This is a genomic window from Pontiella desulfatans, from assembly GCF_900890425.1.
In the GTDB taxonomy this organism is placed as follows: Bacteria; Verrucomicrobiota; Kiritimatiellia; order Kiritimatiellales; family Pontiellaceae; genus Pontiella; species Pontiella desulfatans.
Window position 1 is genome coordinate 1,562,710 of sequence record NZ_CAAHFG010000001.1, and the last position, 21,958, is coordinate 1,584,667.

The 21,958-nt window shown below is 52.2% G+C and carries 25 protein-coding genes and 1 pseudogene; 13 read left to right on the forward strand and 13 right to left on the reverse strand.

From position 1 onward, the window contains the following. The first annotated feature begins 83 nt into the window (after positions 1 to 83). Positions 84 to 932, forward strand: coding sequence for a hypothetical protein (locus tag E9954_RS05830; RefSeq protein ID WP_136078275.1), 849 nt, complete (start codon positions 84 to 86; stop codon positions 930 to 932). On the opposite strand, the gene E9954_RS05835 is transcribed toward E9954_RS05830, so the two are convergent. From E9954_RS05835 to E9954_RS32330, 10 genes are all read right to left on the reverse strand, one after another. Beyond that, complete coding sequence (locus E9954_RS05835; RefSeq protein WP_136078276.1) at positions 929 to 1,132, reverse strand: hypothetical protein; 204 nt, start codon at positions 1,130 to 1,132, stop codon at positions 929 to 931. The two genes, E9954_RS05830 and E9954_RS05835, sit on opposite strands and share 4 nt — an antisense overlap. Further along, positions 1,129 to 1,332 carry a hypothetical protein gene (locus tag E9954_RS05840; protein ID WP_136078277.1) on the reverse strand — a complete coding sequence of 68 codons (204 nt, stop codon included), beginning with the start codon at positions 1,330 to 1,332 and terminating at the stop codon, positions 1,129 to 1,131. The genes E9954_RS05835 and E9954_RS05840 overlap by 4 nt, the downstream gene beginning before the upstream one ends. Beyond that, on the reverse strand, positions 1,333 to 3,300 hold the full coding sequence (locus E9954_RS05845; RefSeq protein WP_342793752.1) for a helicase HerA domain-containing protein: 1,968 nt from the start codon (positions 3,298 to 3,300) through the stop codon (positions 1,333 to 1,335). Continuing rightward, a complete protein-coding gene (locus E9954_RS33290; protein WP_246046697.1) occupies positions 3,254 to 3,949 on the reverse strand; it encodes a hypothetical protein in 696 nt (231 codons plus the stop codon). The genes E9954_RS05845 and E9954_RS33290 overlap by 47 nt, the downstream gene beginning before the upstream one ends. A 287-nt stretch (positions 3,950 to 4,236) precedes the next feature. After that, positions 4,237 to 4,476, reverse strand: coding sequence for a hypothetical protein (locus tag E9954_RS05855; RefSeq protein WP_168442009.1), 240 nt, complete (start codon positions 4,474 to 4,476; stop codon positions 4,237 to 4,239). Between the two features lie 40 nt (positions 4,477 to 4,516). After that, positions 4,517 to 6,022 (reverse strand): HesA/MoeB/ThiF family protein, encoded by a 1,506-nt coding sequence (locus E9954_RS05860; RefSeq protein WP_136078281.1) that lies wholly within the window; start codon positions 6,020 to 6,022, stop codon positions 4,517 to 4,519. Between the two features lie 21 nt (positions 6,023 to 6,043). Continuing rightward, complete coding sequence (locus tag E9954_RS05865; RefSeq protein ID WP_136078282.1) at positions 6,044 to 6,466, reverse strand: hypothetical protein; 423 nt, start codon at positions 6,464 to 6,466, stop codon at positions 6,044 to 6,046. Positions 6,467 to 6,526: 60 nt separating this feature from the next. Then, on the reverse strand, positions 6,527 to 6,700 hold the full coding sequence (locus E9954_RS32325) for a hypothetical protein (protein WP_168442010.1): 174 nt from the start codon (positions 6,698 to 6,700) through the stop codon (positions 6,527 to 6,529). A gap of 24 nt (positions 6,701 to 6,724) precedes the next feature. Then, the gene (locus E9954_RS05870) at positions 6,725 to 6,964 is read right to left on the reverse strand and encodes a hypothetical protein (protein WP_136078283.1); all 240 of its coding nucleotides are present in this window, start codon (positions 6,962 to 6,964) and stop codon (positions 6,725 to 6,727) included. Positions 6,965 to 7,018: 54 nt separating this feature from the next. Beyond that, positions 7,019 to 7,168, reverse strand: a complete 150-nt coding sequence (locus E9954_RS32330) for a hypothetical protein (protein ID WP_168442011.1) — start codon at positions 7,166 to 7,168, stop codon at positions 7,019 to 7,021. Between the two features lie 403 nt (positions 7,169 to 7,571). Here E9954_RS32330 and E9954_RS33825 point away from each other — a divergent pair. From E9954_RS33825 to E9954_RS05930, 12 genes and pseudogenes are all read left to right on the forward strand, one after another. Next, positions 7,572 to 7,760: pseudogene (locus tag E9954_RS33825) on the forward strand (type IIL restriction-modification enzyme MmeI); the annotation flags it as partial. A gap of 2 nt (positions 7,761 to 7,762) precedes the next feature. Continuing rightward, positions 7,763 to 9,220 (forward strand): tetratricopeptide repeat protein, encoded by a 1,458-nt coding sequence (locus tag E9954_RS05880; RefSeq protein ID WP_136078285.1) that lies wholly within the window; start codon positions 7,763 to 7,765, stop codon positions 9,218 to 9,220. Continuing rightward, positions 9,217 to 10,458: an IS4 family transposase gene (locus E9954_RS05885; RefSeq protein ID WP_136078286.1), complete on the forward strand. Its 1,242-nt coding sequence runs from the start codon at positions 9,217 to 9,219 to the stop codon at positions 10,456 to 10,458. Before E9954_RS05880 ends, E9954_RS05885 begins: the two co-directional genes overlap by 4 nt. Before the next feature lie 165 nt (positions 10,459 to 10,623). After that, the gene (locus tag E9954_RS05890) at positions 10,624 to 11,490 is read left to right on the forward strand and encodes a DUF4747 family protein (RefSeq protein ID WP_136078287.1); all 867 of its coding nucleotides are present in this window, start codon (positions 10,624 to 10,626) and stop codon (positions 11,488 to 11,490) included. Continuing rightward, the gene (locus E9954_RS05895; RefSeq protein WP_136078288.1) at positions 11,490 to 12,032 is read left to right on the forward strand and encodes a hypothetical protein; all 543 of its coding nucleotides are present in this window, start codon (positions 11,490 to 11,492) and stop codon (positions 12,030 to 12,032) included. The genes E9954_RS05890 and E9954_RS05895 overlap by 1 nt, the downstream gene beginning before the upstream one ends. 30 nt (positions 12,033 to 12,062) lie before the next feature. After that, on the forward strand, positions 12,063 to 13,016 hold the full coding sequence (gene tcmP / locus E9954_RS05900; RefSeq protein ID WP_136078289.1) for a three-Cys-motif partner protein TcmP: 954 nt from the start codon (positions 12,063 to 12,065) through the stop codon (positions 13,014 to 13,016). A gap of 11 nt (positions 13,017 to 13,027) precedes the next feature. Then, positions 13,028 to 13,750 (forward strand): DUF5131 family protein, encoded by a 723-nt coding sequence (locus E9954_RS05905; RefSeq protein ID WP_136078290.1) that lies wholly within the window; start codon positions 13,028 to 13,030, stop codon positions 13,748 to 13,750. After that, positions 13,747 to 14,742 (forward strand): Fic family protein, encoded by a 996-nt coding sequence (locus tag E9954_RS05910; RefSeq protein ID WP_136078291.1) that lies wholly within the window; start codon positions 13,747 to 13,749, stop codon positions 14,740 to 14,742. Before E9954_RS05905 ends, E9954_RS05910 begins: the two co-directional genes overlap by 4 nt. 107 nt (positions 14,743 to 14,849) lie before the next feature. Continuing rightward, on the forward strand, positions 14,850 to 15,560 hold the full coding sequence (locus E9954_RS05915; RefSeq protein ID WP_136078292.1) for a SprT-like domain-containing protein: 711 nt from the start codon (positions 14,850 to 14,852) through the stop codon (positions 15,558 to 15,560). A gap of 97 nt (positions 15,561 to 15,657) precedes the next feature. Next, the gene (locus E9954_RS05920) at positions 15,658 to 16,440 is read left to right on the forward strand and encodes a type IV toxin-antitoxin system AbiEi family antitoxin (protein WP_136078293.1); all 783 of its coding nucleotides are present in this window, start codon (positions 15,658 to 15,660) and stop codon (positions 16,438 to 16,440) included. Next, positions 16,433 to 17,344 (forward strand): nucleotidyl transferase AbiEii/AbiGii toxin family protein, encoded by a 912-nt coding sequence (locus tag E9954_RS05925; protein ID WP_136078294.1) that lies wholly within the window; start codon positions 16,433 to 16,435, stop codon positions 17,342 to 17,344. Before E9954_RS05920 ends, E9954_RS05925 begins: the two co-directional genes overlap by 8 nt. A gap of 342 nt (positions 17,345 to 17,686) precedes the next feature. Then, complete coding sequence (locus E9954_RS05930) at positions 17,687 to 17,878, forward strand: hypothetical protein (protein WP_136078295.1); 192 nt, start codon at positions 17,687 to 17,689, stop codon at positions 17,876 to 17,878. Between the two features lie 3 nt (positions 17,879 to 17,881). Here E9954_RS05930 and E9954_RS05935 read toward each other — a convergent pair whose 3' ends face one another. Genes E9954_RS05935 through E9954_RS05945 form a run of 3 tightly spaced genes read right to left on the reverse strand, consistent with a single transcriptional unit; the run spans position 17,882 to position 21,580 of the window. Further along, complete coding sequence (locus E9954_RS05935) at positions 17,882 to 19,132, reverse strand: hypothetical protein (RefSeq protein ID WP_136078296.1); 1,251 nt, start codon at positions 19,130 to 19,132, stop codon at positions 17,882 to 17,884. A gap of 52 nt (positions 19,133 to 19,184) precedes the next feature. Beyond that, on the reverse strand, positions 19,185 to 20,333 hold the full coding sequence (locus E9954_RS05940; RefSeq protein ID WP_136078297.1) for a hypothetical protein: 1,149 nt from the start codon (positions 20,331 to 20,333) through the stop codon (positions 19,185 to 19,187). After that, positions 20,330 to 21,580, reverse strand: coding sequence for a Cdc6/Cdc18 family protein (locus E9954_RS05945; RefSeq protein WP_136078298.1), 1,251 nt, complete (start codon positions 21,578 to 21,580; stop codon positions 20,330 to 20,332). Before E9954_RS05945 ends, E9954_RS05940 begins: the two co-directional genes overlap by 4 nt. Positions 21,581 to 21,958: the final 378 nt, after the last annotated feature.

A 21,958-nucleotide genomic window follows, 5' to 3' on the forward strand; every position in this document is an offset into this window, starting at 1 on the left:
CCACGGGCTGGGTTGTCAAAACGGGTGGTTTTTTTCAGTTCTTGCGTGGATGTTTGCGAACGCGAACGCGGGAGGTTGGTTAAATGACAATAAATGATGCGCAGGAACTTATTCGGACTGCAGTCAGGTTCTTTCAAACGGAAACAAAAACGCTTACGCCCCAAGGCGTCATACTGCACTCTTTGAAGTTGGAAGAGCATGATAAAGAGGCCTTTGTCATCCCGGTGTCATTTTCTGAGATAACATCTCATGATAAGTGGACGCTCAAAACCAATGATAGCAGTGTCAGCGAAGTGATCAGGCGTATGCAGGATAAGATGACGAGTGAAGGCTTTGAGCGCAGGGCCGAGATTCTGTTCACGACGTCCAGGCATTTTTTGATCGTGATTATCGGAACCGAAAACATAGCCACCTACCAGACTCGCTCATACGCATCTGTCACGCTTCGGTTCTCCGGAGTGGGAAAGAATGACATTCCGACGTATAGGCGTGGCGACGCTCTTATCATTGAGGGTTCATCTCAAATCAAAGGATGGGTTTATCTGTTTGCGATAGATAATCAGCGCAAACTTTCTGCTGTTTATCCGGGAGAAGGGAAGTGCAGCCAAATCCGTATCTCTGCCCGGCAGGGCGTGCCGTGGAGTAAAAGGATTAATGATGAATTACCGCACGATCTTTATTTTGCAGGAAAAGGTAAGGGTATGGAACGGTTCCTGATCGTGGTTGTAAATACTGATACGGATGAGGGTATGGATAAGCCGGTTCCCGTATCCTGTGCCCATGTGCGCGGCCTATATCCCTTACCGGTTCTTTTTGCCCATGAAGTCAAGATGCGGGGTGTTGAGCGGACAGAACCGTCCCTTGTGACCTTTGATGAATTGGAACCGGAGCAGATCGCGATTGGAACGCTGGATTATTATTACGAGGGTTAGCGCGCCTTGCGGATCTCGTAAATGATCAGGCCTGTGACGATGATGATGCCGAGGACAACGAGGTTGCGCTGTTCGTAGGGCAGGTTGTTCAGTCCGGAAAATGGACTGGAGATGCGGATGTATTCTTTGATCCGTGCGAAGTTCACCAGTACGAGCAGGATGCCGATCAGTGAAAGCAGGTTCTGCCAGTTGATTCTCATGGATTGTTCCCCTGGTTACGGCGTTTGAGCAATGCGAAGATCCCGATCAGGATCATGATCCAGAATATCAGGTTGTATTGGGATGAATGCCCTTGGCCGGGCAGGGCGTTCCGGATGGATACGCCGAGGCCGGGCAGGCCATCGAACATTATGATGGCAACGAGTATCAGCAAAAGGATCTGGATGAGTCGCGCATACATCTAATCAACCTCCATGTGATTTGAAAGCCGGTCTACCGAGATAGGTTTTCCTGTTAACCCATGTTTCGTCACAGTTTGTTCAACGCGCTGAACCTCTTTTTTGATGGTGGCAAGGCACAGGATGCGGGTAATCCGTTTTGCTGCCAGTGCCGTAGCGATGTTTTCGCGGATGTGGCCGGGATTTGATTTACCCTGCAGTTCGATTTCGATGGCGATGCATTCCTCGCCCGGCTTTTCGGCGATGACATCGATGTTTTTGTTGTCGGCCATTCCTTCGATTTCAACGCGGTAGCCGAGTTTTTTATAATGGCGGGACACTTGCAGCTGGTAGAAGCGGTGCAGGTAGCCGCCCCGGCCTCTCATGGGGGGATGCGGAGGTTTTCCGATCAGGTCTAAACCATCATCTAGGATTTCGAAAAGGTCGCGCGGTCTTCCGCTGCTGTTGGAATGGACGGGATAGATTTCAACCAGTCCCTTTCTTTTGAGCCTCTTGATCTCGGTCTGAAGGGTTCCGGAGGGAATGCGTAATTGCTCGGATCGCCGGTCAACCGTTACGAACGGATCGTCATAAATGTGTTTCAGAAGTCGGACTTCAACGGATTCTGTCTGTGCGTCCTCCTCAGGTTTCTTTTTCGGGCGTGCAGTTTCAGTGTTTCGGGATGGATCTTGTTGGTGATCCGCAGTGGTTTTCTCCGGTTTGATATTGAAAAGGTCGGCGGCTGCCTGCATACGCGCCTGCAGTTCGGCGGCATTCGGTGGATCAGGGAGATCGGGCAGTGTCATATTGCATTCCACATTGTGCGGCCATCGGTTGTCCGCAATGAAGGCCTTTCCGGGTGCCGGATTTCTGTTGACATAAAGATGCTGTTCTTTCGAGCACCCTCGAAGGTTCAGGAAGGTGTCGGTATCCTCTTTTCGACCGAAACCGCCGACCATCATGCGGGTGCCCGCATTGGCCAGCAGGCTGTGGGCGAGGTCGGTCGAGTATTGGCTTGCGGCGACCAGCCCGATTCCGTAGCCGCGCGCGGTCTGGACCAGGTCGGCAATGAAGGGGACGTGGTCCTGCTCCTCGGCCTTCCGGCGGAACAGTCCGGATGCCTCGTCGAATATGATAAGGTTGGTCAGTTCGCCCTGCAGGCCGCAAGTGAGTTTCCGGTAGAGGAAAGCCTGCGCCATCAGCAGCGTCATCACGAAGTTCTGCACGGTGGAGTGTGTGATGTCGTGCAGGAGAATCAGGCAGTGGTTGTTGACCAGTTTCTCGATGTCCGTCTGGGACTGGGTGGAAAACATGGCTGGAAAATGGCCGAACAGATCATTGAGGCGGTTCAGTACGGTCTCCTTCTGTTGTCCGTTCTTTGACAGCTCCTTGTACGGCTGCTGGGCGATGAAAGTTTTCAGGTCACCCAGGGTAGGGAACTTCCCGTCCTTTTCGCACTGCTTGATCAGGCGGGTCGCATGCTCCATCAGAAAGGATGAACTCGCCTCGCGGATATCCAGGTGGTTGACCATGCATTCCGTAAAGATGCCGATCCATTTGTTCTGGGCAATCCCTTTGGGTGGGCACAGCGGATTGAAGGCCAGGGTCTCGACATCCAATATATGCAGGTCGGGCGAGACATTCAGCAGTTCGGTAAACTCCTGCTTGCGCTCAAGGATCATCAGTTTCGGCGCATCCGGCATACGGAGTATCTGCATCAGCAGGTTTTTGATGACGGTGGTCTTTCCGCCGCCCGTCCGCCCCAACAGCAGCAGGTGTGTAACCAAAGTCCTGATATCGATGCCATAGGGATAATTGTGGTGGGGCATGGTGCCCAGCCGAAGTTCGCCGTCAAGAATCACTTCATCGCGCGGCGCGGTCTTGCGGAACGGATCAGGATCTTTGCGCTGCTCCTTTATTTCATCCTCCACGACCTCCCTCAGTTCATTGAGGATGGTCCGGTCTTTGGGGTCTTCCACGATCCAGTCCATGAGGAGTTTGATGCGGGGCACCGTGTCCAGGCCATGGTGGCGGATAATAGTGAACAGGCGGGAGTGGCTGATGGGGCGGGAATTCTGTTGTTTCATAGGGGACCTCGTTTCCCGGTTCAGGTTCTTCAATAATCAACGGTTTCAGAAAAAGTCCGATGAGCCAGCCGGCTGCTTTCAGGGGTTTGAGTGCCTTGATTTTCTTCTCGCACTCCTCGCACACAAAACCATTGCCCTCGATGTAGGTCAGTTCATGCGGGGCGACCACATGACGGCAGACACATTCCTCATTCCGGGTCTGGTTGCGCATGCGGCGGTATTCCCGTTCGCAGGCCTTACAGACAGGTTTACCGGAAGTGACGGAAAAGAAACCGATGTCGCCGGGACTGGTCATATTGTGGCCGCACCCTTCCGCGCGAACGTTGTTCTTCAGGGTGATTTTATGCTTTGCCCCGTCCGCATCCCTATAAACCACTTCCCGTCGTATAAACTGGGAGCCGGATTGGCCGGGAACCTGGGCATTATTTACAGTGTTGAAAAGAATGGTACTTCCTGCCGGCAGTTCTGGTATTTCGATGTCCGGTTCAATGACGGGGTCCGGCGGCGTATCAAATCGATCCGCCACGTACCTCAGAATGTCGACAAACTTCATGGAAGCACCTCCTATATAGAGTTTGGTCGTAACACTTTTGGGTTTACAGGGAGTCCGCAACCGCCGGTTGCGGTTGTCCGGTGACGCGTTTGCTCCACCGGCGCTTGCAGGACTTGCATCGGCGGATCCGCGCGTCGGCGGAACGGTTTCTTCGTACACCCTTTGAAATGGTTTTTGTTGACCCGCAATATGGGCATTTATGTGGTCGGCCTCTCGGCATATTGATCACCTCCAGGTATTGGAAAGCCCCGGGGCTTTATATGTTTTTCGGTGCCCGGGTATTCCAGTCATCGGAAAATGTCTGTCCGGAAAATGGCGTGGTAGGTGAAGACAATGAACATGGCGACCTGGATCAGCCAGAACAGCGGCTTGAATTCATCTGGGGCCCCGTTGATCGCCGCGCCGAAAATTCCGAAGCAGAAAACGAGGATCAGCGCTTCCACAACCAGAAAGAACGCCCACCGGAAGATACGGTTGATAAAGAGCGGCAGCCTCCCCGGGGGGAGGTGCCGTTCGTTGATAAACAACTCAAGCCGCTCCTGCTGTGCCGGGCGCCGGTTCCTTCGGTTATGAGGCGGGTTCGGATTTCTTGGAATAGGTGCTGCCATTGCTTTCCTTAAGCAGTTTCATGGTCCTGGAGTGTGAGAATCCTTTTTTGCGGGTTAACAAGGGTTCCCGGTTCCCGCCGAGCAGCATGCCCTCGCGGCTGCACAACGGGCAGTCCGTACGGGTGCCGTCACGCCGACGTTGATAATAGTGCGGCTGCATGCCGCCGTTGAGCAGGTCAACCGACAGGATATCCCACTCATTGTTCGGCGTTGCCCCGGTGGCATAGCGCAGGATTTCCCAGGCCGTGATTCCGGCCATGGCCATATTTAGCGGCATGACCGACGGAGCCGCCATCGTTGCACCGGAAACATAGCCGCGGCTGCGTGCCAGTTCATAGTCTTCTTCGCTGAGCAGACCCTGGTAGGCAACTCCCGCATCGAAGAAGTCGGCGCATTCATGGCATAGGTTGCTGCCGGGTACCACTTTGACAATCTGCCCCTGAACAGCGGTTAGTTGTCCATCCTCAACAATGATGCCGGTGCCTGCATCAAACAGCACCATGCCATGCACCAGTGCCATGCAGTTTGCCACAAACCGCGATGTTTCATTGTCCGTGGTCACCACCAGCAGGTCGCAGTCGAGAAGCTGATGCTGAATCTCCAGTTCACGCAGGTCGCCATGTACAACCCGGATGTCGGCATCGGGATTGGTCTGAAGAACCGCGCGTCGGCACAGTTCCGTCTTAGTAATCGAGCGGGTCGCTGTCACCTGGTTCCCATAAAGGGAGCGGTTGGCGTTTTCGATCTGGAACTCGTCCATGTCGCAAATGGTGAGCTTGAAGCCGAGGTTGGCCAGTTGGGCGATTACCGGTTCCCCAAGACTGCCGCACCCGATCGCCCCAATGCGGACATTCCGGTTGTTCAGTACAGCCTCCTGTCCGAACGCCAGAGAAAGACGTGAAAGGTAGAGATCATTGAGTTCTAGATCCGGATCGCGCAGGGGCGAGGAGGTGGGGTAATGGAGTTCAAGTTTACCGGGTTCGGTCACAATGAGTTTTTCGACCGGAACGCGGGAGTTGAGCGATGGACGAAACAGGTGTGCCTCAATCCCTTCAAAGTCAAGACTGATCACCATCGTCATTACCAGCATGCCCGGACAGGCCGCCGAGATGGCGGCAGGCATGTATTCCGCAGCCTCTAGGTCGGTCGAGCTTTCACGTGGATGTCCTCCGGAAAACGGGTGCGTATGGGTATAGATCACATGCAACTGGTTTTCCGCACAATACAAGAGGACTTTTTGAAGGAACTCAGGTTTCAGTCGGCAGGCAGTCGGGTGCTGGATTTCATAGTCATCCGGTTCGGCGAAGAACACGTGCGTTGCTAGAAAACGGCAGTGTCCATCACCTTTCGATAAGTGTCCTGCGATTACAAAGCAAATCTCGTTGGGTGCTTCATGATTCAGGCGGTCACGTATGGCCTCCCTCAACTGGCGGGACATTACAATGCTGGTTTCTTTGGTATTCATGGCGTTTCCTTTCTATTGAGGTCAGAGGGTGTTGAGTTGCTGGAAAATGGTGTTTACTACCGTGGCATAGTTGTCGCCGCTCACTACGTCATAGCTGGGGCGCCAGCGATCCAGCAGGAGACAGAACCAGGCATAGCCATAGTCGGACAGATCTACGCAGCCATGCGCCGCCCCTTGGTTGAATACATGGTCGAGGTGACGCCCGGAACGGTGCTTCAGGCCGATGTCCAGGTAGAACGCCTCCGGACGCTGGGTAATCGGTTTGTCCAGTCCCGGTGTCAGGATGAATAGACGACTTCGATTCTGCATAACGTTGCGGGGTAGCGGGAACTTATCGATGGCGATCCACTGGCAGTCCTCATCATCGTAGGTGATGGTGGAGTCCGGCATCTGGTTGGCAAGCAACTGGAGGTTGCCCCAGTACCATGCTTCAATCTTGTTCATTTTTAATCTCCTGTGTTTGATGCTTGGAATTACGGGGCGCATGCGCCCCGGTAGGCGGGTTTAGCCCTGAGTACTGGGCAGAAGGTTTCCCAGCGTCGCGGGTTTAACCTCAATGGATTCCAGCTCCGCCGATTCGGACGGATCGTCCTGCACCGACCCCGGCTGGTCGACCGTTGCCGGTACGTCGATGTTGGCTTTCCTGCCCGAGAACGGGCTGTTGATGTTGAGTCCCATGGTATTGCTCCTTTCGGTTTGTGGTTAATGGAGCGCGCTTAACACCAGGCGCGCCAGAACAAGCGTGATGATCGGTACCGCGATTGCGGCGTTGTTGCCGCGGATCTTCAGTTCCACCCCTTGGAAAATCCGGCAGTAGGGCTCGCATATCCGTGACAGGATCGGGGTAAGCGAGTGACGCTCCGCGCGGTTGGTCTCCAGCAGGAACCACCAGATGGCGTGTGCCGCGATATACAGATCCAGAACGAGGATGATCAGGTTCATTGTTTGCTCCAATTAATGGATAGGCTCTACTAGTAAACCGCCGTAACACATTTGCTATCCAAGGTGGGGACGGTGTACGTCGCGAACACGGTAATAACGCTCGAACTCCTCGGCTCGGCGGCGTTCCTCCTCCATGCGGCGGCGCTGCTCATCAAGGAAGCTGTTGTTTGTTGCATACGGATTGTTGTAGGTCGGATAGCTCATGGTTTTCTCCTTATGTTTGGTTGATTTCTATAGATCCAAACCGCGTCTCACTTTTCTGTGCGATTGGTCAGGAACCGACATCAAATGCCGGTATAAAAGGAGATGGCGTCACAGTTTGAGGGGGATATGGGTTGTGGGGAAATTCTCCACAAAGGTGTTTTTCCTAAGCAATCGCTGGATAGAAGGGTAAAAAACGGATATTGTTTTCACGTTTTTTAAAGCTTGTTGATTTTGGGTGTGTGGAATGGCTATGAAGTTTGCGGATGTTGCGGAGAATGTTGGGCGGTTGTTGGTGGAGATGCCTTCGTCGGATGAATTCATTTATGAATTCCTGCTGGCGTATGGATCGCCGAAGGCGAGAGTTGCGCGGCTGAAACAGGGCGCGCCCAGCTATCAAAAAATACCGGGCAAAAAAATGGCGCAGCTCTGCGACCCCAACAAAATGCCCGATGGCCTGCGCACTGCCCACCATAACCTCTATCTCCCCGTCGACCGCCTCTACCGCACCAAACTCTTCGCCTCCGACGAAGAACGCCTGGAGCACTTGTTTAAGCTGTACGAAGAGATGGCCGCAATGGAGAAGCTGGTGTAGTTATGAACAAACGGAAACCACCGTTCAATCCGCTTGATCCAAGCTTCTTCGAAGAAGGACGCTACAAAACTGTAGAGAAGTCATTGCGATGGTTGGCATCAGACCTTGATGCTTCGCTGAAAATAACACAGGAAGCATTAGAGGCTGTACGCGAAAAAAGGCTCTATCAAATTGGCTCTATATTTGCACAGATGCGTATATGCTTGTCAGATTCGGCAAGAGGGGAACCTTTATTGTTCCATGTAAGCAATGAGCTACACTATCCACTAACAGTTTATGTTCCCGAAAGCCACACTCTGGAAATGAATCTGGATGGCCCCGCTCCGGGATATGCAAATTTCATACATTTTCCACATTTTAGCCTCATCCAAAATGATGGATATCCAAACACGATAGGATTTCAGGAGTTACTTCAAACCGAGATGCTTCATGCTCCGGGCACGCACCCTTGCAGGAGCAATCATGATAAACCATGGACACTTGGAGAAGTTGTGTATCGCGTGGCCTGCCAATTTGGGGGTGCGCATGTTGATAAACGGATCAATGGCGGACTACTCCACTTAATAAAGAATCCTTTGGTTCAGAACTTCTATCTCCAGGTATCTGATGCAGCGGTACATCTTGGCCAGGAAATGCTCAGCAACTGCAATGATGCGATTATTCTCTCTGACTGCGAGGGAAAAGTGCATGTCAGCAATTATGACACTTGGTATGGGCGTGGCCATTGTCTGAGTAAAAAAGGAGAGCAGGTAAAAGCGATTGAAGCCTTTGACCAAGCCATCGAATTAAACCCTACCTATTCTGCATATTTTGCAAGAGCCGTCGCTTATGCAAATCTTCCTAATCCAGACAAGGCAATTGAGGATTTCAACCGAGCTGCTAAGCTCAATGCGGATGATCCAACATTATGGAATTACGTTGGTATAACGTACGCACAAAAGGGGAGTTCCCCCAAAGCAATAGAGTCGTATCACCGGGCAATCAAACTCAGGCCAAACTATGCCGAGGCTTGGTATGATCTCGGCGTAATTCTCCAACGGGACGGGATGGTAGATAAGGCGATCGATGCCTATCAAAAAGCGACACAGTCTGACCCTGACCTGCTCAATGCCTGGAACAACTGGGGAAACATTTACAGTGAGGCTATGATGCCTGACCATGCGCTTCCTCTGTATCAAGAGGTTGTAAACCGGAATCCTGAGCATGAGACGGTCTGGTACAACAGTGCCCGTACTTTATCCTATAGCGGGCATAACAAACAAATCGTGTTGGAGCACCTTGGAAACGCTGTTCGGATAACTCCCGATGACAAAGAATGTGCAAAAGAAGACCCAGCGTTTAAACGCCTCTGGAAAGACTGCGACTTTATCGAATTAACTAAAGGAATACATTGTCATCCCATAGATATTGAAAAAAAAGGCTGGCATGTGCCGTTGAAATCCTCCACTCGGAGGGTATGAAAAAACAACATAAACACAAGCCAGCCAGACATAGGTATACAACCTTGAAACAATTGTGCAATCTGATTCCCGGACACATGGTGTCGAGCCTTGCGCAGAAGCATGGCGTGGACATTCAAAGCCGGACGTACACGCCGTGGAGCCATGTGGTTTCTTTGCTGTACGCCCACTTCTCCCATGCACTCGGACTCAACGATGTGTGCGACGCGCTCCAGATGAACGCGGCGGCGCTCTCTACCATCCGCGGCGCGGTTCCTCCGTCGCGTAACAACCTGAGCCACGCGAACAAGATCCGCAACGCGGACATGGCCGAAGAGCTCTACTGGTGCATGATGAAGCATCTGATGGATACAGTCCCGGGCTTCGCGAAGGGCAAGGTTCGGCGCGGATACCTCCGGCGCTTCAGCAAGACGATCCATGCGCTGGACTCGACCACGATCCAGCTCGTCGCCAACTGCATGGACTGGGCGAAGCATCGCCGCCGCAAGGCTGCGGCCAAGTGCCACCTGCGCCTCGACCTGCAAAGCTTCCTGCCCCGGTGCGCCATCATCGACACGGCGAAGCACCATGACAGCACGATGACCCAAAGCCTGTGCGCCGAGCTCAAACCCGGTGAAATCGCCGTGTTCGACAAGGCCTACAACAAGTTCAAGCATCTTTTCGAGCTGACGGTGCGCGGTGTCTGGTGGGTTGGCCGGGCGAAGGACAACATGCAGTACAAGGTGGTGCGCACCCTCGAAACCACCGGGCACAAGCGCATCCTGCGCGACGAGGTCATCGAGATGGTGGTCGAAGCATCGAAGAAAGCCTATCCGTGCGAGTTGCGCCGGGTCGTGGCGCTGGTCGAGATTAACGGCAAGGATGTCGAAATCGCCTTCATCACCAATCACCTGGAGTGGAGCGCGTGGACGGTCGCCGAACTCTACCGTTGCCGCTGGGACATCGAGGTGTTCTTCAAGGAGATCAAGCAGACGCTCCAACTCTCCGACTTCCTGGGCTACAGCGCCAACGCCGTGCGCTGGCAGATCTGGATGGGGCTGCTGGTCCACCTGCTGATGCGCTGCCTCGCGTTCATGCACGGATGGGAGCACAGCTTCAAGCGGCAGTTCACTGTTGTGCGCGCGGTGCTTTGGCGCCGGTGGAACCTGCCCGCCTTGCTGGATTCCTATGGGACAGCCAAACCGCCCGGCCGCATACGGGGTGCGCCGGAACAGGCGTATCTGCCGGGGTTTGTCTAAGAGCTGTGGGACAGCCATATGCACAAAGCGCGGAACCATGGTTAACCTTCAACAAAAAATCGGAATTGACTAAATGAATCGGACATCAGAAACCTTAACAAAAACGGGGTTTTACTCTCCGTCAGCACCACCTATGGGATGAATGTGAAAGGAATAGATTGAATCATGGGACGTGAACGGAAGGTCGAAGTTGGTGCGATCAATATCAAAACCCATCCGCATTCACCGATGCAGTATGCTGAGTTGTTTGAGGATGTATATGAAAAGGAATATCTAGGAAAAATCCGGGGTAGCTATTATGGCATAATTGGGAATATGCGTTGCATAGAGGAAGGAAAGCCCAAGGCTGGCCTTGAGGGATTCTTCTATCGTTTTATGAATTTGGATCCCAATGCTCCATGGCTGAACTTGGAAAGTCGCAAAGTGCTCGACAAGGATGCTGAGGGCAGACCGATCATTCCAGACCACATCAAGCCCGATCTGAAAAGAATCCCATTCGTATTTTTCCCTAAAACCCATCGCTTGGTTTTTGATCGGAAGACTATTTCCCCTGGAAGTCTGCAACGTTTGTTGGAATCTATCTTCGCGCACGAAGCCATCATTCAAGAACACGGTTCCGTTGATGTGTTGGTTGAATCTTCTCATGAAAGCATTGAGCGCATTCTGAAGGTTCACAGGAAAACAAAGCTTACCATTAAAATCAGCAAGCCAAATCCGGATGAAGGATCAGATGACGAAATACGCGTTTTGGAAAAACTTGGAGCACAGAATGCAGATCGTCTGGAGCACATTCTGGCTACCAAAGAGAAAGATGGCCTGAAACCGGATGATGACACTCAAATTCTTATGCGTACTGCCCGGTCAAATGGAGTCGTATTTGTCGAAGGTAAGGATGAGGACGGAGAGAAGGTTGAAGAATCGACCAAAGAACATCCATATACAAAAACAGATTCATACAACCCGGATCATTTGACTCTACTTGAAGCCGTACGCCGGATCGCTTATGACGTTGTTAAAGAGGTGCTGGAGTAATGACTGTGGAAGAGAAAAAAGAACTACCAAAGCAGTATAAAGGTGTATGGGACGTTATCTGCCACTATTGGCGGATCTACGGAGGGTTTTCTGCAGTTATCAAATCGCCATACCTTCATGCATCAATCGTGTTCGCTTTATTGGTGCCGTTGTCCAAGACCGAAGATTGGTATGATGTTCCTCTCGATGTTCTTCCCTGTGTCCTAGGATTCAGTCTGGCTGGATATGCATTGATTCTTGCCCTCGGAGATGAAGCCTTCAGACGATTAATTGCCGGAGATTTCCCAGATGGAAAAGAATCGCCGTTCATGCGCACCAATTCAATGTTTCTGCATTTTATTGTCGTGCAAATCATAGCCCTCTTGCTCGCTCTCAACGCCAAGGCAAGAGATTTGGAGGGAGGGTTAATTGCGTATCTATCATATGTTGCATTCGTTTATTCATTACTCACTGCATTAGCAACCGGAGTGGAGATTTTTCGATGCTCGCGACTGTTCGATAAATTTGCAAAGCATCAAGAACGGCAGACGAAGGATCAGTAGAAACGAACTTGAAATGAAAGTAGTAATTAAATGAAGCCCTTGCATTCTCCAATTGAAATGGATTTAGCCCGACATCCGGCATGTAAGAAATGCAGGAACAAGGAGGAGAGAAAACTATATCTGGGGAGGGATCACTGCGAAGAAGTTGTGTCGGTGGTTGATGAGCTACCGATTCGGTGTGTTGGGGAATGGGCGTATGACAAAATATATCGGCTTGTTCAGTATTTTGGAATTTTTGCTCCGGGAATGCATAAGAAGTGGGAGCGAGAGATAAATTATATTGAAATCTGCTGTGGCCCTGGGCGTTGTGTCTTGCGTGAAAGTGCTGAGGAGATTAACGGAACTGCATTAGCGATTTTGAAAGATGAGAGATTTGAATACATCAAAAATGCATTGTTTATTGATCGAAGCCCAAAAGTTGTAGAGGCACTGAATTCTCGAATAAATAAACTGCAAATCGGGCATAAAGCAAAGGCTGTAGTTGGCGACTTTACTGACCGTGATGGTTTAGTGAAGCATCTCAAAAAACTTAATCCTCGGAGTTTGAATCTTGTGCTGATTGATCCAACTGAATGTAATGTTCCGTTCAGTACAATCCAATTAATCGCCAATGAGCTTAAGAGTGTTGATTTTATAATCAATGTCGCCCTTGGTACTGATGCAAACCGAAACCTATTAGAGGCAGTTAAGAATTCTTCATTTAAAAAGGCTCGGGCAAAGTATGCAGAATTCCTGGGGAGCTATTCATTTTTTGAACGAAAAGATGTGCTTGCTGCATCTGCTAATAATAATCGAGCTGATTTACGTAAGCTATTTGCGGAAGAATATGAAAAGCAGCTAGCCAAATTAGGATTTGCGCATACCGACACGCGTTCTGTACGCCATTATTACTACCTGCTTTTTGCGTCAAAACACCAAAAGGGACTTGAGTTTTGGAATAAGGCCTGCAGATATGATCCGGACGGCCAAAAGGAATTGTTTTAGGAATAAAAAATATGGCAACAAAAACTTCAATAGAATGGACGGAATCAACGTGGAACCCGGTGACGGGATGCACGAAGATCAGTACGGGGTGCAAGCATTGTTATGCGGAGCGCATGGCCAAACGTTTACAGGCCATGGGGCATCCCAATTATGTGGATGGCTTTAATGCGGTTCGATATCACTACAATGCGTTGGATGTGCCGCGAAAGTGGAAAAGCCCGCAGATGATATTTGTGAATTCAATGAGTGATCTTTTTCACAATGATGTGCCCGCGCAGTTTATTGATGAGGTGTTTTTTACGATGAAAGAAACGCCGATCCATACCTTTCAGGTTTTAACCAAGCGCGCTGGGCGGCTTGAAAAGCTCGCCAAACGCTTTGACTGGTCTCCGAATATCTGGATGGGCGTTACCGTGGAGACCGCCGACCATGTGGATCGGATTGATCATTTGCGCAATGTGCCAGCAACGGTGCGTTTCCTGTCATTGGAACCTTTGCTCGGGCCGTTGCCGAATTTGAACCTAGATGGAATCAACTGGGTCATCGTGGGCGGTGAATCGGGGCCGGGCGCGCGTCCGATGAAATCGGAGTGGGTTGAAGACCTGCGGGATCAATGCCTGAAAGCAAATGTTCCTTTCTTCTTTAAGCAGTGGGGCGGTGTCCAGAAAAAGAAGGCCGGACGACTGCTCGATGATCGGACATGGGATGACATGCCGGAACAAAATTTGAAATGAGCGATGACGTTTATAAACCCCCGTATGCGCTGACGGAGCGGATTGTTGATCTGGTGGAACGGATCGGCGAAGAGCTTGGCCGGGCATCGGTCGGGGAGCGGTCGCTGCGATTGCGCCGGGCAAACCGTATTCGCTCCATCCATGGCTCGGTGGCTATCGAGGGCAATACGCTTTCGGAAGAGCAGGTGTCGGCCATCCTGGAAGGGAAGCGGGTGATTGCACCGCCGCGCGAAATCCTGGAAGTGCAGAATGCACTGGAAGCGTATGACCAGCTCGTCGGATGGAGTCCGGCCAATGAATCGGATCTGCTGTCCGCCCATGCGGTGATGATGAATGGCCTGCTGGATGACGCGGGCAGGTACCGCGTCAAAAGCGCGGGAGTGGCGGGCAAGGAGGGCGTGATCCATGTGGCGCCGCCCGCCGACCGGGTACCGTTTTTGATGAAGCAGCTTTTCCAATGGCTGGAAACCACGGAGCTTCATCCGTTGGTGTCGGGCGCGGTTTTCCACTATGAATTTGAGTTTATCCATCCGTTCGCCGATGGCAACGGCCGCATGGGACGGTTGTGGCAGACGCTGATTCTTTGCCGCTGGAATTCGGTTTTCGGCGACATTGCCGTGGAAAGCATGATCCACGAACACCAGCAGGAATATTACGAAGCCATCAACGCAAGCAATGCAGCGGTCAATTGTGCCCCGTTCATTGAATTCATGCTGCAGGTGATTTTGGAGACGATTCAGACCGATCAAGTAGACGACCAAGTAAGCGACCAAGTAAAACGGTTGCTGGATGCAGTCGGCGGCGGCCGTTTATCGGCGTCGGAGCTGATGGAGCGACTGGGGCTGAGCCATCGGCCGACTTTCCGCAAAAACTATTTGAAGCCCGCGTTGGAGGGCGGTCTGGTTGCAATGACGCTACCGGATTCGCCGCGTAGTCCTACGCAGAAATATTTCCTGACCAGTAAGGGGAAACGACTGCTGGAGATGGTATAATTCTATTTTTTACTCCAAGGATTTCAGTTGTTCACAGTGTGCGCCCATGGATTTGCCCTGAGGGGTAAGTGCAAATCCGCGGATAGACGGGTTTGTGAGGTGATAGAATGACAGAAGCAATGCAGCGGGATATGCGGTCACGGACTGAGCCGCTGATTCACGCAGTACGGGCGCATGAGCATGGGGCGAAGGGCTGGAGTTTTTCCGGGATCGCCGCTCGGATGAACCGCCTATACGATCAATTGAACAACGATTTCTTTATGGGCAAGCTGCCGAAGGCACTGATATCGATCGGCCCGGATCTGATTATGCGATACGGGTATTATCAGGTTGGCCGTGACGGGATCGGGGCGAAGCACCGGATTCATTTAAACTCAAGGCACTTTGGGCGAAGCGAATCTGATGTGGGGGTGACGCTGCTTCATGAAATGATCCATGTATATCAGCACCTGTTCGGGCACGTGGGCCATCGTCATCGATACCACAACCGGGAATTCGTGGATATTGCGGGGACATTGGGATTCGAGTCGCAGGTCGGCTCCGGGGTGACGAAGCAGGTGAGCGGATGGCTACGGACGAAGCTGGATCAATTGGGGTTCTCCGCATTCGATAAGATGATTCCCGATCAACAGGCAAAGCCGATTAAAAAACCGCTTCGGAAGGTGATGTGGAAATGCATATGCGGGCAGGAGGCCTGGGTTGAAAAAGGCGAGTGCCTGGATGCGGTATGCAAAATATGCCACTCCGCGTTTGAGCGGCCGCAAGAACTGATGGATTCGAAGGAAGAGATTGATCTCGCCGTCGCCACGGCGGCCTGATCATTTTTCTGCGTATATGCGAACTGTCAGTACGCAAAACTGAATTAAAATAAACCGCGAGCTTGATCCGGTTTGTTTGGTTGCGTATATACGAATTATGGATTCGCAAAGTAAAAGTAAAATAAACCAGATGCTTCAAAATCTGGTTCCGGGCACGGTGCTCACGCCAACATGGTTGGCTGGGCAGGGTGTGTCGAGGGATTTGGCCTTGCGGTATGTCACTTCCGGGTGGCTGGAGCGGGTCGGGCGCGGCGCCTATCAGCGCAGGGGGGATTCCGTCGATTGGCAGGGCGCGGTCCATACCCTCCAAACTCAGCTAGGGTTGACCGTCCACGTTGCCGGATTGAGTGCGTTGCAACTCAAAGGCCTGGGTCATTATCTATCGATGGGGAAGGAAGCTTCTGTTTTGCTGGTCAGCGATGGTGCCGAGCGGTTGCCGGCCTGGTTTTCCGGCAAGGAGTGGGGTGCCGAAATTGTGCACCGGTGTGTCCAGTTGTTTGATTTTTCAGAGAACCTTCCATTAACTGTGGTGGAGCACAAGGGCTTTAGCGTCAGGGTATCGCCGCCGGAGCGCGCGGCTTTCGAGATGATCTATTGTGTTGACGGCAATTCGGCATTCGACCATGCCCGTACCGTGTTCGATGGACTGGGGGCATTGCGTCCGCAGGAGGTTCAGAAATTGCTGGAGGCCTGTCGGTCCGTGCGGGTCAAGCGGTTGTTTCTTTGGATGGCGAGGGACTGTGCGCATCCCTGGCTCAAGCATGTTGATCCGGATCGTGTGGATCTGGGAAGCGGAAAGCGCGTGGTGTACGACGGGGGCGAACTGGATCGCGAACTGCTGATCACCGTGCCGCGCAGGAAAGAGGACGCCGATGTTTAACCGGGTCTATGTCAGGCAGGTGGAGCTTCTGCTCCAGGTCATCCCCTTGCTTCAAAAGCATGATTGCTTCGCGCTGAAGGGCGGGACGGCCATGAATCTTTTTGTCCAGGACATGCCGCGCCTGTCGGTGGATATCGATTTGGCCTACCTGCCGCTTGTTCCCCGCGAAGAAGCGCTGGCCGGTATCTCGGGCGCGTTGGAACAAATCGCCGTTGAGATAGAGGCGGAATTGCGGGAGACCACGGTTCTTGGCCAGCCCGTAGCCGGCGTAACAGGGCGGCTGGTAGTGAACGCCGGGAATGCACAGATCAAGGTTGAACCGAACTTTGTGTTTCGCGGTGCTTTGTTTCCACCGGAAACGCGCACGCTTTGTGCCAGCGCCCAGACGGAATTCGAACGGTTTGCAGAGAGTAATATCCTATCCGAAGCGGACCTGTATGGCGGCAAGATTTGCGCCGCGCTCGACCGTCAGCATCCGCGCGACCTGTTCGATGTGCATCTCATGTTCAACAGCATGGGTTTAACCGATGAGATCCGTTCGGCCTTTACGGTCTATCTGGCCGGGCATCCACGCCCGATGGCGGAGTTGCTCAATCCGAATGAACAGCCCCTGGAGAGCATCTATGCATCCCAGTTTGTCGGAATGACGCGTGAGCCGGTGTCCATTGATACGCTCATCGAAACGCGTAGCCGTCTCGTAAGGGACTTGAATAGCCAACTGACCGAAAACGAGCGGCTTTTCCTGCTGTCGATCAAGATGGGTGCGCCGGAGTGGGATCGACTTCCAATCGAACATCTCGAACAACTGCCGGCCTTGAAGTGGAAGTTGCGCAATGTCGGAAACATGGAAGTCGCCAAACACAGATTAGCCGGCGATGAACTTCGACGCGTTCTGCAACTCTGACCCAAACGTTTATATATTCCTGCGGTATTCATAGGCCATGGCGATCCATGATTGTGAACGGAATCGGCTGTGCGACCTGCTGGATGAAAAACGCGATGAACTAATCATGCGCTTTCCCGGTAGCTGGATGCATCGGTTTGTAATGGCCGAGATTTCGGAAATCCGAAACTGGCTACGCGTTACACCGGCAAAAGCTGCATCTCCCCGGTTCCGCTTTCTGGTAAAACGGCAGAATTGACCGAAAGGTTTATATAGTTCACCCGCTTCTCTATTTCTAATATGCGGAAAAAATTTCAGTACACCGGATCCAATCTTCAAGAGAATCAAATTGAAGTGTCTCACATGGGATTGGGTTCGGCTTTGGCTGAAAATCCCGTTCTTTCTTATGACCAAATGATCATGGAGCGCGAACGACTGTGCAATCTGCTCGACTGTAAAAAGCAGGAGCTGTCTCTATGCCGGAAGGACACTTGGATGCATCGTGAAATTCTGGTGGAGATCGCTGAAATCCGCCGACGTTTGAATATGATCTGAATTCTAAAGCCCCAAGAACCGTTTCGTCTTGGCTCCGAATCCTTTTTTCTGGGGTTGTGGGGTATGGGACAGGCTGTCTGTCGGTCGTGCCGCCATCGTCATAAAGTGGTTGGCCTGGTCGTGATCCAGTAGTCCTTCGTCCACGGCTTCCTCAATGAGCTGATCGGCGATTTCGCGCGGCAGCTGGCCTATAAAATCGCGTGCATCCTGCAATTTGTCGGGGTCGCCGGAGACGGTGTCGTCAACCAGGTTGTTCCAACGGTCCATGATTTCGCCGACGTCGCCGAACATGGACCCGCCGCCGCTGATGGCGGCATATTGGTTATTGGTGAGTCGGCGCTGCAGGTTGTAGTCAAGCGCGACGGATTGATCCTGGTACTGCATTTCAGACAGTTCTCCAGAATCCCTCTTTTCTTTTAACTCTTCCTGTCGTTCCCGGTTTTTAGAATATAGATGGCGCGCATTGTCGATGGCTTCCAGTGCGCCGTGCACATGCGGCAGGTAGAGGTCTTTGTCATGGGGGGACTCCGAAATACGCTCATCATAGAATTCCAGTTTATGGATAAGCTCGCGATGCAGGTCATACATTTCCCGGTCGGCGCTGGAGGTATAGCCGGCATCATCGCGCAACCGGCGGTAATGCTCCTCCTCTGTATCTTCGTCAACGAATTCAATCACGCGGTCCTCGGCCTGGGAAATTATGTCGTCTTCATAATCGGTGAGTTGGGCCTCAGCTTCAGATTCTTCATCCAGATCTTCGTTCCTTTGATACTTTTGTGCAACGCGCTCCATCTTTCGGGCATGTTCTTCCTCCCGTGATTCCGGCTTTCTGAACGTCTTTTCTTCATCGTCTTTTTCAAACGCGGTCAGTTGGGGAATGCTGATGCCGTGGCCGTCTTCATCATCCATATGGGCATAATCATAGAAATCGCCGACGTTTTGTTCGGCCTGCAGTAGGCCCCGGTTGCTGTCGCGCCCACCGCTGCCCCTGCGAGATCGCGCGTTATGATCATCCTCCGCCCACGGGTCTTCGTGCTCATTGGGATCCTCAGCTGTAAATTCATCCTCCTTCCAAATGTCTTCCTCCGTGGGTCTGTGTTCCCGGAGCCATTCTTCCTCATCAAATTCCTCCCCATTCTTTTTGGCTTCGTGCCGAGCCTCTTCAAGTTCCTCATCATAATCATCATACTCGTCGGGATCTTCATGTTCGTCGGGGTCATCGAAATCGTCATACTCATCATAATATCGTGACATGTGTAAACCTCCTATAAGAAGGGAGGCGTCACACTTCCAGGCATTGGAAAGATTACCGGTGGAACTTGATTTCCTGTTGTTTGGCAACTTTCTTTTCGTCTTTCAACTTTAGCCGGGTAAGAGATTTTAGCTTTCGCTCGGCTTTTTTGATCTGTTTCAGTTCGCCGTTCAGTTGCTGCTCCATCCGTAGCGCCGTTACGACGGCGGACAGGGTTTGGGGTTGGGATTGGGCCTGTGCGTGGGTGGCAACGGTATCGATCTGGCGCCGCAGTTCCCGGTGTCGGGTCTCGGCAGTTTTAAGCATCTGCTCGATCGCATGCTCTTCCAGGATTTTCTTCCGTTCGAGCAGGATCTGCTGCTGGAGTTTTTTGCGGTCGTCCTCCCCAAGTTCCTTGCAGTATTCCCGCAGTTGCTGGAGTTCGTGCCAGTCAAAGTTTCGCAGTCGCCGATCCATGATTCGTACTTTATCCAGTGTTCGGATAACGTCGTCTGTTTTATGAGCGATAGCGGCTGTCGCTTGAGCGACCTCTTTAAAATCGGGATTGGAGTGTTCCAGCTCCGTTTTCAGGCCCTTGAGGGTTTTCTCGATCCTTCGGTCTTCCTTCTGGGCTTCGGGCAGTTCGCGGCCCTGGGTTTTAGCGATCTGCTTAACTTCGCTCTTTTCCCGTTTACGGTCGAGCATGGCGACGAAGCCAGCGTCGTTCCCCGGCTTTCCGTGCGGCCACAGGCGCATGATGAGTTTCCATGTACAGACCAAAAAAGCGATTGCCGCAATCAGTACCAATGCCGGCGCATCCCGCAGTACCTTCGGATAGATGCCTGCTGTTAACAGATAGATGATAATGTACGCGACGAGTGCGGCAGTGTCCCATTTCATGCCTAGCTGATGCAGGAGGTGAAACAACAGTAGGCCGAACAGGATCAGCATGATAATGGCTGCGAGGCCGCCGGCCATTCGCAGGTTCCATCCAAACTGGGCCTCGGAAATCGCAAGGCCTGTTCCGAGCATGATGCCCAGCGCCGTTGCCAGCGCCTTTCCCGGTCGCCCCCGAAACCGGGTTCCAAAGACCGCCTGGCACAGGGCAATGAATATGGTGCAGTAGATAATCAGGTCAAAAAGCGCATAGTATCTGTCATAGGTCGCTGCAAGGTTCCAGCCCGCGAAGGGGGCTAAAGCGTCAGCAAATGGGTCGTAGCTCATTCATAATTCACCTCGTCTAAATCAAAGCTGTTCAATATCGTCCGCTTCATGGACGCAAGTATCTGTGGGGTCAGGGAAACATAGATTTCCTTGGTTCGGCCGTAGCGGCCGCGCGACACGGTACGGGCACGGATAAAACCATACATGTCGAGTTCACTTAAAAGATCGGTAAATGCCCGCTGGGTCAGCGGAGGCATTCCTGCCTCATGGCAGAAGCGTTCGTAAACGAGATAGGCATCGCCGGTGTGCAGCGCCCGTCCCTGCGCCTTTCCGGTCAGTGCGGCATAAAGCGCCGCCTGCAACTGCTTGGGGCAGGTTCGGATCATCGCGAGGTATTTATCCTTTTCGATTTCCTCGTAGGCCTCGTCCACACAGTCGAGCGTGATTTTTTCGCCCTTCTTTTCCGCGAGCTGTGCTGAGCGCGTCAGCAGGTCTACGGCCTTCCGGGCGTCGCCGTGGGTTCGCGATGCATACGCCGCGATCTTCGGCACCACACCTTCGTCAACCATTTTGGGGCGCAGGGCTTTTTCAACGCGGATGTTGAGGATGTGCTGGAGGTCGTTGGCATTGTAGGGATCAAAAAGGAGTTCGCGCATTTTAAGGCAGCTCTTTATTCGCGGATCCAGGTTTTCCGTCCAGCTCAGTCGGTTGGATGAAAACAGCAGGATCAGTTTCGCTTCGATTTTCTGCGGCAGCCGTTTGATCAGGAATTTATAGAAAGAGTCCGGGTCGGTGCGGATGTTGTCGGCTTCATCAATAAAGATGACGATGTATCCCTTCGCGCTTTTCAATTTGGTTTCAATGGAGCGCATCAGGTCGTCGAGGCTGATGCCCCGCTTATAGTATTTGCTCGCGCCCATCAGGCAACCGAGGTTGTTCAGCGCGCGAAAGCACGGGGCAGGGCAGCACAGATCAAGATGGTATTGCCGAAAAGGTATATGTTGCTCTGAACAAAGCATGGATATTTCGTGAAGCAGATACAGCAAAGTGATCGTCTTGCCTGTGCCGGTCTTGCCCAGTACAGATAAATGGACGGGGTGCCCGTTTTGGAACACGGGCGCAAAATGGCGGGTGATTTCCCCGATCTCCCGGTTCCGGACGTTTGCATTGAATATTTCCGTGAGTACGTCGAACTGGCCCTCCCGCGACAACTGTTCATCGTCCAGGTATTGCGGGTGCTGGATGATTGCGTTTTTGAACGCTTCATAGATCTGTTCCCGGATGTGGGATTTAATGGTTGTTTGCATCTGAAAATCACCTTCCAGCGGAAAGGAGGTGGGCTGATCTATTTAATCTTTTCCAATCCCTGGAAAGTAGTGACGCAGGTTGTGGTGCGGTGGGAGTAAATTTCCGATGCGGTCTATATATATACCTATCTCTATTCTGAAAGAGTAAGTAGTAAGTACTGTATGGTGGTGACGCTTTTAAACGGATGCGGCTTTGCCGAATGGCAATTGATGGTTGGGGGTTGTTTGTTGATGGGGGCGAGTGGCAAAAGGATGTGTAAGGTGATTCTTGTGGCGATCAAAAATGCATTTCCGATACTTACAGTGGAAGTTCACTCACGCCGGTCATCGCGAGATTGTCTTGGTCGCCCGTAGACAATCTGCGCAGAAGACGCAGGT